The organism is Salegentibacter salinarum, from assembly GCF_900168115.1.
GTDB classification, from domain to species: domain Bacteria; phylum Bacteroidota; class Bacteroidia; order Flavobacteriales; family Flavobacteriaceae; genus Salegentibacter; species Salegentibacter salinarum.
Window position 1 is genome coordinate 77,443 of the sequence record NZ_FUZC01000010.1, and the last position, 14,466, is coordinate 91,908.

The 14,466-nt window shown below is 38.1% G+C and carries 14 protein-coding genes; 6 read left to right on the plus strand and 8 right to left on the minus strand.

Annotated features, from left to right (window positions below; translation table 11 throughout):
* Nucleotides 1-61: 61 nt before the first annotated feature.
* From B5X53_RS12830 to B5X53_RS12865, 8 genes are all read right to left on the minus strand, one after another.
* Nucleotides 62-424: a diacylglycerol kinase gene (locus B5X53_RS12830; protein ID WP_079713622.1), complete on the minus strand. Its 363-nt coding sequence runs from the start codon at nt 422-424 to the stop codon at nt 62-64.
* Nucleotides 424-924 carry a thiol peroxidase gene (gene tpx / locus B5X53_RS12835; RefSeq protein ID WP_079713623.1) on the minus strand — a complete coding sequence of 167 codons (501 nt, stop codon included), beginning with the start codon at nt 922-924 and terminating at the stop codon, nt 424-426. Before tpx ends, B5X53_RS12830 begins: the two co-directional genes overlap by 1 nt.
* A 134-nt stretch (nt 925-1,058) precedes the next feature.
* Nucleotides 1,059-1,307: a DUF6952 family protein gene (locus B5X53_RS12840; protein ID WP_079713624.1), complete on the minus strand. Its 249-nt coding sequence runs from the start codon at nt 1,305-1,307 to the stop codon at nt 1,059-1,061.
* Nucleotides 1,288-1,602 (minus strand): thioredoxin family protein, encoded by a 315-nt coding sequence (locus B5X53_RS12845; RefSeq protein WP_079713625.1) that lies wholly within the window; start codon nt 1,600-1,602, stop codon nt 1,288-1,290. The genes B5X53_RS12840 and B5X53_RS12845 overlap by 20 nt, the downstream gene beginning before the upstream one ends.
* A 21-nt stretch (nt 1,603-1,623) precedes the next feature.
* The gene (locus B5X53_RS12850) at nt 1,624-2,262 is read right to left on the minus strand and encodes a peroxiredoxin (protein WP_079713626.1); all 639 of its coding nucleotides are present in this window, start codon (nt 2,260-2,262) and stop codon (nt 1,624-1,626) included.
* Between the two features lie 186 nt (nt 2,263-2,448).
* Nucleotides 2,449-3,936 carry a Na+/H+ antiporter NhaC gene (nhaC, locus tag B5X53_RS12855; RefSeq protein ID WP_079713627.1) on the minus strand — a complete coding sequence of 496 codons (1,488 nt, stop codon included), beginning with the start codon at nt 3,934-3,936 and terminating at the stop codon, nt 2,449-2,451.
* 137 nt (nt 3,937-4,073) lie between these two features.
* The gene (locus B5X53_RS12860) at nt 4,074-4,652 is read right to left on the minus strand and encodes an outer membrane beta-barrel protein (RefSeq protein WP_157822074.1); all 579 of its coding nucleotides are present in this window, start codon (nt 4,650-4,652) and stop codon (nt 4,074-4,076) included.
* A gap of 105 nt (nt 4,653-4,757) precedes the next feature.
* Nucleotides 4,758-5,963, minus strand: coding sequence for an aminotransferase class I/II-fold pyridoxal phosphate-dependent enzyme (locus tag B5X53_RS12865; RefSeq protein WP_079713629.1), 1,206 nt, complete (start codon nt 5,961-5,963; stop codon nt 4,758-4,760).
* A gap of 158 nt (nt 5,964-6,121) precedes the next feature.
* Between B5X53_RS12865 and B5X53_RS12870 the strand changes: the two genes are divergently transcribed.
* The 6 genes from B5X53_RS12870 (at nt 6,122) to B5X53_RS12895 (ending at nt 14,405) form a co-directional block, all read left to right on the plus strand.
* On the plus strand, nt 6,122-6,580 hold the full coding sequence (locus B5X53_RS12870; RefSeq protein WP_079713630.1) for an Lrp/AsnC family transcriptional regulator: 459 nt from the start codon (nt 6,122-6,124) through the stop codon (nt 6,578-6,580).
* Nucleotides 6,581-6,943: 363 nt separating this feature from the next.
* Nucleotides 6,944-8,251 (plus strand): aspartate aminotransferase family protein, encoded by a 1,308-nt coding sequence (locus B5X53_RS12875; protein ID WP_079713631.1) that lies wholly within the window; start codon nt 6,944-6,946, stop codon nt 8,249-8,251.
* 241 nt (nt 8,252-8,492) lie between these two features.
* Nucleotides 8,493-9,425, plus strand: a complete 933-nt coding sequence (locus B5X53_RS12880) for a carbon-nitrogen hydrolase family protein (RefSeq protein WP_079713632.1) — start codon at nt 8,493-8,495, stop codon at nt 9,423-9,425.
* Nucleotides 9,426-9,440: 15 nt separating this feature from the next.
* Nucleotides 9,441-9,854: a VOC family protein gene (locus tag B5X53_RS12885; protein ID WP_079713633.1), complete on the plus strand. Its 414-nt coding sequence runs from the start codon at nt 9,441-9,443 to the stop codon at nt 9,852-9,854.
* Nucleotides 9,855-9,856: 2 nt separating this feature from the next.
* Nucleotides 9,857-12,613, plus strand: coding sequence for an aminotransferase class I/II-fold pyridoxal phosphate-dependent enzyme (locus B5X53_RS12890; protein WP_079713634.1), 2,757 nt, complete (start codon nt 9,857-9,859; stop codon nt 12,611-12,613).
* 4 nt (nt 12,614-12,617) lie between these two features.
* Nucleotides 12,618-14,405, plus strand: a complete 1,788-nt coding sequence (locus B5X53_RS12895; RefSeq protein ID WP_079713635.1) for a biotin carboxylase — start codon at nt 12,618-12,620, stop codon at nt 14,403-14,405.
* Nucleotides 14,406-14,466: the final 61 nt, after the last annotated feature.

Here is a 14,466-nt window from a genome sequence, read left to right on the forward strand (position 1 = left end):
TAGCGCTTACAAATATGCAGAATTTAAAAGCCTAAGCTTGTGAAACCTACTGAAGATAATTTCAGAAAATATAAGGGAAGTAAATAAACACGCCAATAATAACCGCGGTTACTGCGGCGATAAACACTGAACCGGCAGCAATATCTTTTATATGGCCGATTTTACTGTGAAAGTCTGGATGCACAAAATCTGCCATTGCTTCAATTCCTGAGTTTAGACCTTCTGCAGTCATCACAAGCCCTATTGCTACAAACTGAAACATCCATTCGGTTTTGGTAATACCAAAGAAATAACCGGTAATACACATAATAATGGCCAGCACAAATTGCACTTGTATGCTCTGCTCGTGTTTTAGTAACAACCAGGCACCTTTAATGGCATAGCCGCCTCCTCTAATTCTTTTTCCGAGGAAACTATCCCGCATTATAACAGGGTTTTAAGGGCAGCGAGATAATCTGGTTCTTCCCCAATTTCAGGAACTTGCTGGCTGTGGATTACATTTCCGTTTTCATCTAATACGATTACAACGCGGGAAAGCAAAGCCTCAAATGGACCGTCCATAATTTCCAGTCCGTAATCTTTTCCAAAGTTTCTATCTCTAAAATCTGACAGGTTAATTACATTTTCCAAACCTTCATCGTTTACAAAACGTTTTTGAGCAAATGGTAGATCACGGGAAATGCAAAGTACGACAGTATTTTCAAGCTCTGTAGCACGTTCGTTGAATTTTCTAACTGAAGTAGCACAAACCCCGGTATCTATGCTGGGAAAAATATTAAGAATTACGCGCTTTCCTTTAAAATCGTTTAAAGTTGCGGTACTAAGATCTGATTTAATGAGAGCGAAATGGGGTGCTCTCTCTCCTTTTTCTGGAAGGTTGCCATAGGTGTTAATTTTTTCACCTTTTAATGTTATTTGCGACATGGATGTTTTTTCTATTAAAATTGGATTGATAAATTTAGAACATCTCTTTTAGGGATTTACTAAAATTATCATAAAAACAAAGGGCTGCCTTAATATAAGACAGCCCTTTTTAAATTATAATCAAAACGCGATTCTTAACGGTCTATAGAACCAACTACTTTTTGCATAAAGTTATTGCAGGCATCTTTTTCAGGAGTTCCTCCATCAATAGAATGTTTTACTTCTACAGCGCCGCATAAGTTCGAGATTAATTCACCTATCACATCCATTTCCTCGTCTTTAACTGAACGGTGTTCAGTATAACTTTCAAGTACTTCTATGGTATGTTCCAGCTTTTGAACTTCGTTCTCGCGTGCTAAATGTTTAATTACTGGTAACTTCATTTACTAGGTCTTTTAAAGGTTCAAATTTATTAGTTTGTACCTGGTTTACGAGACTTCCGTTTTTAAAAGTGGCAAAAGTTGGCAGGTTATCTACCTTAGCCAGTTTTCTGGATTCCGGATATTTTTCAGCATCTACCAACAAGAACGTAGCGTTCTCATTTTCTGAAGCCAATTTTTTGAATTTAGGCTTCATTAATCGGCAGTTACCACACCATCCGGCCATATACTGTACCACAACGGTTTCGTTTTCTGAAACTATCTCGTTTAAATTATCCTGTTCTAATTCTTTTATCATAACAATCTTTTTCCCTTTTTCTTAGTTTAAGCTTAGGTAAGAAGCAACCCCGTCTCTATCGGCACTCATTGCATCTTTACCTTCTTCCCAGTTTGCAGGACAAACCTCACCTTTTTCCTGTACGTGAGTATAAGCATCAACAAGTCTTAAGAATTCTGCTACATTTCTACCTAGTGGCATATCGTTTACTCCTTCGTGGAAGATTTTTCCATCTTCGTCAATAAGGTAAGTTGCACGGTAAGTAACGTTGTCTCCTTCTAAAGTAACATCTCCGGTTTCTTCGTCATAAGACTCTCCGGTAATGTCTAAAATTCCAAGACGAGAACTTAGGTTCCTGTTAGAATCTGCAAGGATTGGGTATTTAACGCCTTCAATGCCTCCATTATCTTTTGGAGTACTTAGCCAGGCGAAATGTACTTCTGGAGTATCACAAGAAGCTCCAACTACCATTACATTTCTTTTTTCAAATTCTTCTGCTGCTTTTTGGAAAGCGTGTAATTCTGTAGGGCAAACAAAGGTGAAATCTTTAGGGTACCAGAATAACAATACTTTTTTCTTGTTTTTCTGAGCTTCTTCCAAAATATTTAGTTGAAAGGTATCACCCATTTCATCCATTGCGTTTACGCTTAAATTTGGAAATTTTTTTCCTACTAATGACATATTAATTCTGTTTTTTATTGGTTTAACTTACATTGTAATTCTGATGCAAATTTAAGGAAAGTTTCCCCTTAAAAAAGTTATTGAAATTTTAAAATACTATACAATAATAAGTTTTGCTTATTGCTTTTATGAAACTAAATAGATAAGTTTTATTTAGGAATTGTTTTATCAGTAAAAACAGGCAGTTTAAGCAGTTTGAGTTTTAGAAGAATCGCTTAATTCCTTGATTTTTATGCTGAAAGCTGCAAAAAGCAGGGTCATAAACGGACTCAAATAATTGAAGAAAGCATAACCGACATAACTAAGCGTTGGAACGCCCAGAACACCACTATGATATGCCCCGCATGTATTCCACGGAATTAAAACAGAAGTCACTGTTCCGGAATCTTCCAGGGTTCTACTTAAATTTTCAGGAGCCAGGCCTTTATCGCGGTATGCTTTTGCAAACATTTTTCCAGGCACCACAATGGCTAAATACTGGTCTGATGCCGTTGCGTTTAAAGCCAAACAGCTAAATACCGTACTGGCAAATAGACCAAAGGTAGTGTGGAATAAGTTTAATAAAGCTCGGCTTATTCGGGCCAGGGCGCCAATGGCTTCCATAATTCCGCCAAAAACCATCGCACAAATAATTAACCAGATTGTTCCCAGCATTCCTGCCATTCCCCCGGCAGAAAATAAATCGTTTAAATTTTCATTATCCGTTTCAACCGCGGTTTCCACAGTTATTGCCTGCATAACGCCCCGGTAGCCACTAACAAAATCCAGGTTTGTAGTTCCCGCAATTTGCGCTACAATTCCGGGTTGAAAGAATAGGGCAGCGGCAGCACCAAGAAGGGTTCCCAACAATAGAGCAATTAATGGGGAAGTCTTTTTTATGATTAATGCGATTACAATTATGGGTACTAAGAATAACCAGGGGGATATTCTAAATGAATTTTCTATGGAAGCAAGAATAGCAGAAGTATCTGTAGTTCCTGAAGTATCTAAATTCAGGCCGATAATCACAAAAATAATAAGCGTTATGGTTACCGTGGGAACCGTGGTAAGGGTCATATACCGAATATGCGTAAACAAATCGGTTCCGGCCATTGCCGGTGCAAGGTTGGTGGTATCGCTTAAAGGTGATAATTTATCTCCAAAATAAGCTCCGGAAAGAATTGCCCCCGCTGTCATACCTACCGAAATTCCTAAAGCTTCAGCAATTCCTATTAAAGCAATACCTACGGTTGCTGAAGTTGTCCAGCTACTTCCTGTAGCTACCGAAATCACCGCACAAATAATTACACAGGCCGCCAGGAAAATCGTAGGATTTAAGATTTGTAATCCGTAATATATCATTGTGGGAATAATTCCTGAAATAAGCCAGGTTCCCGCCAAAGCTCCAACCATTAATAAAATAAGAATGGCACCTGCCGTACTTTGAATATTGCCGGCAACTTCGTCTATCATTTTATCATACTCCACATTATGGAAATATCCCACAATAGCTGCAACAGCACCACCAAGCAATAATACAAACTGGTTAGAACCATTTAATGAATCGTCTCCAAAAACAAAAACATTAAAAGCCAGCATTGCGATTAGCGCGAAAACAGGAATTAATGCAGGCCAGATACCAAGTTCTTTATTCGTAGGAATTTGTTCAGATTGAGACGGGTTTTGGTTTTCCATTCAGGCTTGGAGTATATGTTTGAAACTTTACTAAAAAGGCTTTCGGTTGAATTTATTTTAATCAAATTTTTCTATTCGCCTGTAATTTTACGATTTTACAGGAAAATGAGCAAGTTTTCTATAAAACTATAAATTGATTAAAATTTATATCCTACTCCAAGTTGAATTCCAAAGGTGGTAAGTTTTTGATGAAAGTTTTTCTCTTCAAACGGAATTACTGCATACCTTCTAAAATTAGGATTTATGTAAACGTTGAAGTTATTAAACGCGTATTGAGCGCCAAGCCCAAAACCAACCCCAATTCCGGCCTGTGGATCTACAGATTCACTTTCTGAACTCTGAAAATCCATTACAGGACCTCCATTTACAAAGAAATAGTCCAGGAAATTATAATTGGCAAAAATAGGAATAGAAGTGGTTTGCAATTCTTCAGAGCGTGTAGTTTGTTCCGGCATTGGTACCGAAGTTATCAATACATCTCCCCGCCAGTAATTCAGTCCGGTTTCCAGGGAAAGATTATCGGTCACCGCAAGTAAATATCGAAATCCCAATTCGTAGGAGTTTTCAATATCGGTACTAGCAGCGCCATCAAGGTCTTCGCCTCTCAATAAATCGCTGTTCGTAAATCCGTAATACAGCCTAACCTCATTCTGGGTTTGAGAAAAAGCGCTAAGGCTAAAAAATGTAATAAATAAGGGAAGTAATAGTTTTTTCAAAATTTTATTTTTTGTGAATATACAAAAAATGAAAAGTCCGAAAATGTTTTCACCCTTTAACGATTTGATCTTCGGACATCCTTTTCTTCTAAACTATCTCCTCATCTAATATCCCAATATCCCAACTTCTGTCATACAGGATTTCATCATTTTATAAGTTCGTTCAATATCATTATCCAAACCTATTGAGAAGCGAATTAAACCGTTACTTAAGCCCATTTCTTCCTGTTCTTCAATTGGAATTTCAGAAGAAGTGGAGCTTCCAGGAGCGCTAAACAGGGTTTTATAGAAACCTAAACTTACGGCGAGGTAACCCAGGTTTTTTTCCTGCATTAATTCCATTAGCGCATTGGCTTTATCCAGGCTCCCAACATCTACAGTTAATAAGCCGCCAAAACCATAATCTTCATTCATCATCCTTTTAAAGGTTTCGTGGCCCGAATGTTTTTTTAATCCAGGGTAAACCGTTCTTAAACCGTCTTCCTGGAATTTTTCAGCTAAAAACATCGCATTATGGCTGTGCTGTTTTATTCTAATATGCAGCGTTCTCAAATTCTTTAAAACCGAAGCTGCCCGCATACTATCCATCGTTGGTCCCAACAGCATATTGGCGCCATCGTTGACGCTACGAAGTGCGTTGATGAAATCCTGGCTTCCGCAGGTAACGCCGCCGACGGTATCGCTGCTGCCATTGATGAATTTAGTTAAGCTATGAATTACCACATCTGCACCCCATTCTTTCGGACTAATTGAAAGTGGGGAAAACGTATTATCTACCACGAAAGTAAGTTGATGCTTTTTGGCGATTTTAGCCAGCGCTTCAATATCGGCAACTTCCAACAACGGATTACTAACCGATTCACAATAAAGAACTTTGGTTTCCTTTGTGATCGCCGCTTCAACGCTTTTAAGATTAGTGATATCTACAAAAGATGTTTTAATATTGAATTTCGGAATAAAATTCTTCATAAAAGCATAGGTTCCACCATAAACTGTGCGGCTGGAAATAATATGATCACCGGCCTTGCAAAGCTGAAGCAGGGCAGAAGTGATGGCGCCCATCCCACTGGCGGCCACATTGGCAGTTTCGGTACCTTCCATTGCGGCAAGCGCTTCGCCCAAATATAAATTTGAAGGTGAAGAATGCCTGGAGTAAAGGTAGCAACCCTCTGAATTTCCTTCAAAAGTATCGAACATGGTTTTTGCCGAAAGGAAAGTATAAGTAGAGGAATCGGAGATTGAAGGATTTACTCCCCCGAATTCACCAAAATACTGAAGGTCCTGGATATTATCTGCCGGTTTATATTTCATCTTTATCAAATTTATAGTTCATTCAAACTTACATGTTAATAGAATTATAATCAATGATTGATTCTTAATTCAGTAAATAAAACTATATAAACAGCATATAATAGATTTATAATCTCTAAATGCTTATTTTCGTAATTCATCCTAGAAAAATTTTCATTATGAAATTAGACCAAAAAGATCTGCAAATCTTAAAACATCTTCAGCAGGATAGTAAAATGACGAATAAGGAGATTTCCAACAAGTTGAAACTTTCAGTTACAGCTGTTTTTGAAAGAATTAAACGCCTGGAACGAGAAAGAGTAATTTCTAGATATGTGGCACTTGTTTCTCCAGATAAAGTAGAAAAGAATTTTATGGTTTTTTGCCAGATAAAACTTATTCAGCATTCCCGGTCTTATTTAACGAAATTTGAAAGTGAAGTAACAAAACTCACTGAAGTTTTAGAATGCTATCACGTAAGTGGCGAATATGACTATATCTTAAAAGTTATTGTAAAAGATATGGAAGCTTACCGGGAATTCATGGTGACTAAACTCACTAATTTAGATCATATTGGCAGTACGCAAAGTACTTTTATTATAAGTCCGGTTAAAAGCACCACGGCCGTCCCTCTTTAATCATTCGGTTAAATTATTATTAAAATATTAAGAAAATCACAATTATTTTTTCATAAAGTATTTGTATTAAAATTTAATTGAACGATTTGCATTAGCGCTTCCCGTGAATCTATAATTTATTGACTATTAATGAGATAAAAGGTTTTTAAGCTTTTGTTTTAAAGTAAGAATTCTTCAAATTTTCTCTCCTTAAATCAGTGTCAGAAGCTCTTTCTGATTGGTTGTCAGTAAGAAAGCCGTGTGAAGTAAGAAAATATTATTGTATATTAACAAGCACCGAAAGAAGGTGGGGCTTTTTATTTATTACTTCCCGGCTTTTACAAGTTTTTAGATTAACCATTCAATTGAACAACCAGATATTTTATGACTGAAGAGCAAACTAAATCTCAGCAGCTCCTTGATAGGAGAATAAACATTGTCGCCAACGGAGTTGGTGTTTTCAATACAGCCACCGTTAAAAAAGCAAAAGGTGCAATAATTACCGATGTAGACGGGAAAGAACATATAGATTTTGCCGGCGGGATTGGTGTGGTAAACGCAGGCCATTGTCCCGAACCTGTTGTGAAAGCTATACAGGAACAGGCTGAAAAGTACTTACATACAAGTTTTAACGTAGTCACTTATGAACCTTATATTCAGCTCTGTGAAGAACTTGCAGAAATTCTTCCGCATGGGGAGAATACCAAAGCGATGCTTATTAGCACCGGCGCAGAAGCCGTAGAAAATGCTATTAAAATTGCCCGCCAGGCCACAAAAAGACCAGCTGTAATTTGTTTTACCGAGGCATATCACGGTCGTACGCTTATGGGAATGAGTCTAACCAGTAAAGTTAACTACAAATTTTCTTCGGGGCCATTTGCTCCGGAAGTTTACCGAATTCCTTTTCCGAATTTTTATAAATATCACGGTACGCAAAGTAGGGAAGAATTTGTGGAAACTGAGCTAAATAGGCTTAGGGAAAGCGCCCATAGTATGGTAGATATAAATAGCGTTGCAGCTATTATTGTTGAGCCAATTCAGGGAGAAGGTGGGTTTAACCCAATTCCTCAAAAATACCTTGAAGGACTGCGTACCTTTTGTGACGAACACGGGGTTTTATTGATTTTGGATGAAATTCAAAGTGGTTTTTGCCGTACGGGCCATTGGGCCAGCTGGCAGCATTTCGGGGTGCAACCTGATATTAGCACTTATGCGAAATCTATGGGTTCCGGGCTTCCGATTGCCGCTGTACTTGGTAGAGGAGAAATTATGGATGCTGCCCAACCGGGCACTATTGGCGGTACTTATATAGGTAGCCCAGTTTGTTGCGCCGCGGCCCTCGCTACCATTCAACTAATGAAAGATGAAAACCTTAACGAGCGAGCAGTTTATATAGGTAAACTCATCACAGAAAGAATGGAAAACTTCAGGAAAGGATGTCCCGAAATTGGTGATGTAAGAGGATTAGGGGCTATGATTGGAATAGAGTTTATTGAGGATAACGACCCAGGAAAACCTCATACAGAACTTTGCGCCAGGATTGTAAAAGGATGCGCAGAAGATGGTTTAATCCTTATAAGCGCCGGTACGTTTAAAAATGTACTAAGAATATTATGCCCGCTTGTTATAACCGATGATCAACTTTATAGGGCGCTAGATATTCTGGAAAACCAAATAAGAATGCATACTTAAATTTTTCACGTTGAATTTTCTATAAAGAAAATCCATTGAATAAGTGTGCTCATTTTTAACTAAAACTAATTGGCAGGTATATGATAGTAAAGTACGTAAGAGCAAGCTCACGGGTCATTCATTGAGAAGCATTGGTTAATTCCGCGGTAAGCCTCGGAGCATTTAAAACTCGATTATCGAGTAAGTCGAATATATAAACCCGAGAAAATATTTTCTACGGATAATAAGAAATAAAAAAAATATGAATCCATTTGCAATAGCAGGAATACAAATGAAGGTTTCCGCAGTCGCTTCGAATGTTGAAATGATGAAGTTGAAACTTGATATCACCATGAGTCTTTACCCTTGGGTAGATATGGTGGTTTTTAGTGAATTATGCGGCTACGGCCCTTTAACCCATAATGCACAGGAAATTCCTGGAGATTTTGAAAGGGAGATGCAGGCCGCGGCTAAGAAACATGGGGTTTGGCTATTACCGGGTTCTATTTTCGAAAAGAGCGAAGATAAAATCTATAATACCGCTACAGTAATTAATCCACAGGGAGAAATCGTAACGCGTTACAGGAAAATGTTTCCTTTTTATCCTTATGAAGTGGGAGTAACTCCTGGCTCTAATTTTTGTGTTTTCGATGTGCCGGGAATCGCAAAATTTGGAGTTTCTATTTGTTATGATATGTGGTTTCCGGAAACTGTGCGTACCCTCGCCGTTATGGGAGCAGAAGTAATTTTACACCCTACCATGACCGGTACTATAGACAGGGATATAGAATTATCCATTGTTAGAGCTATGGCCGCGGTGAATCAGTGTTACTTCTTTGATGTAAATGGTTTGGAATCTGGCGGTAATGGAAGGTCGCTGGTTTGTGGTCCCGATGGCCGCGTGATATACCAGGCCGAAGGAAATGAGGAAATTTTTCCGCTAGAGCTTAATATTAACAGGGTGAGAAGAAGTAGGGAACTCGGAGTTTTACGTTTGGGACAACCATTAAAAAGCTTTAGAGATCATATAGGTGATTTCAATATTTATCAAAAAGATACTCAATTGCCTTACCTCAATTCGCTGGGGCCACTTATTAAGCCTACCAGGTTAGATAATCTTGCCAAGTTAAAAATGAAAGAACACGAATATGAGCCACCCGAAAATCCTACAGGATATAAAGGATTTGGAGCATAATTAAAAAACAAAACTATGGGAGGAGCATCACAAAAGAAGAAAAAGGAAAAACAGGAAGAAACCGTAAAAGATTTTATTAGCTGGTTTGAAATTCCTGCAATTAATTTCCAGCAAGCGGTAGATTTTTATAACCGCATTTTTAAAATGGATATGGAAACTCAATTTGACGGGAATTATGCGATGGCATTTTTTCCCGCGGCAAAAGGTATTGGTGGCGCTATTGTTACAGGCCCAAATTCCATTCCGGGAATAATAGGTCCGTTGCTATACCTTAATGCCGGCAAAGACCTTAACCGCATTTTAAATAGAGTTGAAGGAGCCGGAGGAAGAATTGTGATGACCAAAACCCTGATTAATCCTGAATCTGGTTATTTCGCAATTTTTATTGATTCTGAAGGAAATAAACTCGCTTTACACTCAAAAGATTAATTATGCCAGAAAAAAAATTAGATAGTGCACATTATTATAATATCGCTCAACTAAGAGTAGAATCCTGGAACACCTTAAAAAGTGAGTCGACTAAACTTCATTCTTCGGCCCGGGGCTCGGAAGACGAAAAAAACTACAAGAAAAATCTTCAACAGCTTTTTAAGGAATTGGAGGGTGTAGAATGCTTTTTTGCATTTCCGGGTTTGTCCTGTATTGAGAACCTAAGGGAAATGTTAAGAAGACAGGAACATACCGCTCTTTCCCATAAAATTGCAGAAATCACCAAAAACCTGGTAAGTGACCGGTATAGAAGTAATCCTGATTTTTTAGAAGATGAAGATCCCGGAGCCGAGCTGACGGATAAAGGAGAATATACAGAAGTAGCCAAAAAAAATTATTTTGAAGTGATGTTTGTAGAAGATATTTCTCAGGCAGAAGAAAATAAACTCAGGCACGATCTCAAAGAAATGCGCCTTTCTAACGAACAATTCGCTTATGGAATTGTGGTACAGCGTTCTTTTGAAGATGCTTTAATTGCGCTTCAGTTTAATTTTAATATTCAGGCGGTTGTAATTCGTTATGCGCCTCCTTACCATTCTAAAAAGATTACTCCGGTAATTAAACCATTTATTCAGAATATTTTAAAACTGAAGTTTGGTTCCAAACCACCTACCGAGTTAGGCCCGATTTTAGGAACCATGGTAAAAAAATTCAGGCCAGAACTGGATACCTATTATGTTACCGATACGGCTTTAGGTAATTTAAAGGATAGCACTTTAAAAACCTTTAGAAGGATTTTTTATAGAACTGAAGATTTACAGGAATTACACCTTACCGTAATTAGAGGAATAAGCGAACGCTATGAGACTCCATTTTTTTCGGCATTAAAAGACTATAGTAAAAAACCAACCGGAATTTTTCACGCGATGCCAATTTCGCGAGGAAATTCGGTTTTTAAATCCAGATGGATCAACGATTTTGGTAATTTCTACGGCAGGAATATGTTCCTGGCAGAAACATCTTCTACCACCGGGGGGTTAGATTCTTTATTGCAACCAACCGGTTCATTGAAAAAAGCGCAGCAAAAGGCCAGTGATGCTTACGGCTCACGAAATACATATTTTGTAACCAATGGTACTTCTACCGCCAATAAAATAGTAGTGCAGGCTTTAGTGAAACCGGGAGATGTAATTTTAATAGACAGGGACTGCCATAAATCGCATCATTATGGTTTGGTATTGGCAGGAGCTTATCCGGTTTATCTGGATTCTTATCCTATTGAAGAATATTCTATGTATGGTGCAGTGCCGCTGGAACAGATAAAGGAAAAATTACTTCAGTTAAAAAAAGCCGGAAGGTTAAGCCTGGTTAAAATGCTTTTGTTAACCAATTGTACTTTTGACGGACTCGTGTATAACGTAGAAAAAGTAATGCAGGAAATACTGGCCATTAAACCAGATATGGTTTTTCTATGGGATGAAGCCTGGTTTGCATTTGCCGGTTTCACCTATAATTATAAACAAAGAACCGGAATGTTTGTTGCGCAGAAATTGTTTAATAAATACCAAAGCGATAGTTACCGGGAAGAATACAATGCGCATATTAAAAACCTTAAAAAGAATGAGATTCCGGGCCTCCCAAATCCGGATGAAGTGCGGATCAGGGTTTATTCTACGCAAAGTACCCATAAAACGCTAAGTAGCTTCAGGCAGGGTTCTATGATTCATATTTGGGACGAAGATTTCCGTAAAAAAAGTGAAAATACTTTTATGGAGGCTTACATGACGCATACTTCAACTTCTCCTAATTACCAAATGCTCGCTTCGCTGGATGTGGGAAGAAGACAGGTACAATTTGAAGGCTATGAGCTGGTAGAAAAGAGTATAGAGCTGGCTATGGTGTTAAGGGCCAAGGTGAACGACCATCCTAAATTGAAGAAATATTTTGATGTTCTAACTATAGGAAATTTTATTCCAAAGCAACACCGCAAATCGGGCATAAAAGAATATTACAATTCAAAGGAAGGTTGGAATAGGATGGAAACCGCCTGGGAACAGGATGAGTTTGTTTTAGATCCAACCAAAATTACCCTACACATTGGTAGAACCGGTGTAGACGGAGATACTTTTAAGAACCGTTATTTAATGGATAAATTTAATATTCAGATTAATAAAACTTCCAGAAATACGGTTTTGTTTATGACCAATATTGGAACTACAAGAGGGAGTGTAACCTATTTAACCAATGCATTATTAAAAATAGCCGATGAACTGGACCAGGAATTTAAAACCCTGAGCCAGGAAGAGGGGAATAATCGTAGAGATAGAATTAAATCTTTAACTGAAGATTTTCCGCCATTGCCAGATTTTAGTTATTTCCATCATTCTTTTCAGGCAGTTCCCGGAGTTCCAGGTGGGAATATTAGAGAGGCATTTTTCCTCGCTTACAACGAAGAGAATTATGAATATATGGCGCTTACAGGTTGCTTACCGGCGATGGAAGAAAACCGGATCCTGGTAGCTTCATCTTTTATAATACCTTATCCACCGGGATTTCCGGTGCTTGTTCCCGGACAGGTAGTAAGTAAAGAAATAATAAGATTTCTTACTGCATTAGATGTATCTGAAATTCACGGCTACCGGGCAGACCTCGGACTAAGAATTTTTAAAGATAACGTCTTGAATCGCCAGAAAACGGTGAGTTCTATGGGCTCTATGGGGAACAATTCGAAGAAAAAGATCACTAACTTAAAAAATTAAAATTATGGAATCTAAGAAACCAAAAGCTTCCAATAAAAAAGGAGCAACTAATACAAAAAAAACCACGCCTAAAAAAGAACCGGTATCCCCGGAACGCAGCGCTAAAAAAGACAGAAAATTAAAGGTTACCGAAGAAAAGCCCCTAAAGGGGAAGAAATCTGTGCCTTTAGATTCTACGGCGCAGCAAGGCAAAGCTCCGGCTTCTTCCACTACTAAAAAGAAAAAAGCTACTACAGCTTCCGGCGCTAAAAAGAAACCTGCAAAAAGCAAAAAAGTGGTTGGAGCCAAACAGGTGAAAGTCGATAAATCAGTAGCTAAAGTTCCCGCAAAATCGAAAAGTAAGAATACGCTGGATGGAGTTTCAGACATTAGAAGATCTTTTCACAAGAACGAAGAACCTTTATATTTTATAAGTGCAACCAACTTCAACCTTTTAGGTGCTGATGAGTGGATTAAAGGATTTAAATTTATTTGCCATATCGAATGTTTTGATGGTCTTCATCCCAATGTTTTTTCACCTAAAACCGAAATTCCTCACGATGATTTTGAAGGAATTGAAGACATAAATAATTATTTATTACAACATCCCGAGGTTCAGGATTATCTAAAAACAAGATCTGTAGACGGAAGGGCAGGGAAAGCGATGTTCCTTATGTTTAATGAGAAAACCGAGGAGCTTGCAGAAAAACTCGGCCTGGAAATCATGTTTCCAAAAGCCGAAATGCGAACTTTTCTGGATAACAAAGTAAATACGAACCGAATTGCAGAAAAAGCCGGGGTGGCCTGCGTGCCTTATGTACTTACCAAAGTAAATAATTATGAGCATTTAAGGGAGGTTTCTAATCATCTTGGAAACGAGCTGGTTATCCAAACTCCTTTTGGTGATTCTGGACATACTACTTTCTTTATTTCAAATGAGGAAGAGTATGAAAAACACTCCGAAGAGATTGAAAAAGAAGAAGAAGTTAAGGTAATGAAGCGTATTCGTTGCCGAGGCTCTGCCATAGAAGCTTGTGTGACAAGACATGGAACAATTGTGGCGCCGCTTATGACAGAATTGGTAGGTTTTAAAGAACTTACTCCTTATGAAGGTGGTTGGTGTGGTAACGAGATTTATCCCAATGCCTTTACACCCGAGTTAAGGGAGAAAGCAATAGAATATACCCAGTTATTCGGGAATCAGTTGCGGGAAGAAGGTTATAAGGGATATTTTGAACTCGATTTCTTAATAGATCAGGATAATGGTGAGATCTATTTAGGGGAATTGAATCCGAGGGTAACAGGAGCCAGTTCTATCACCAATCACGCTGTATTTGCGCTTGCAGATGCACCATTATTTGTTTTTCATATTCTGGAATGGATGGATATTGATTATGATCTTGATATTGAAGCCATAAATAATCGATGGGCCCGCCAGGAGAATATAGATGGTTGGAGCCAGCTTATTATAAAACATACCGAAGACACCATAGAATATGTGACAAATGCACCAAACTCTGGTATTTACAGAATGTATGATACCGGCCATATTCAGTTTGACAGGATGGATACTCACCGTAGGGCCGTTGAAAATGAAAATGAAGCCTTTTTCTTACGAATAACCAGGAAAGGAGATTATTTATATGAAGGAGCAGATATGGGAATTCTGGTAAGCCGCGGACGTATGATGACAGATGATTTTAGGCTAAATAACAGGGCTAAACATTGGATAAAAGCCATTAGGGGCCAATACACTTCTGAAATAGTTGAGGACAAGAAAAAGCCAAAATTATCAGGAACTTTAACTAAATAATATGTTGGGATTTGTGGGAGTAATAGGAATTAAAACTATTTTGCCACATTAATAAATCAAT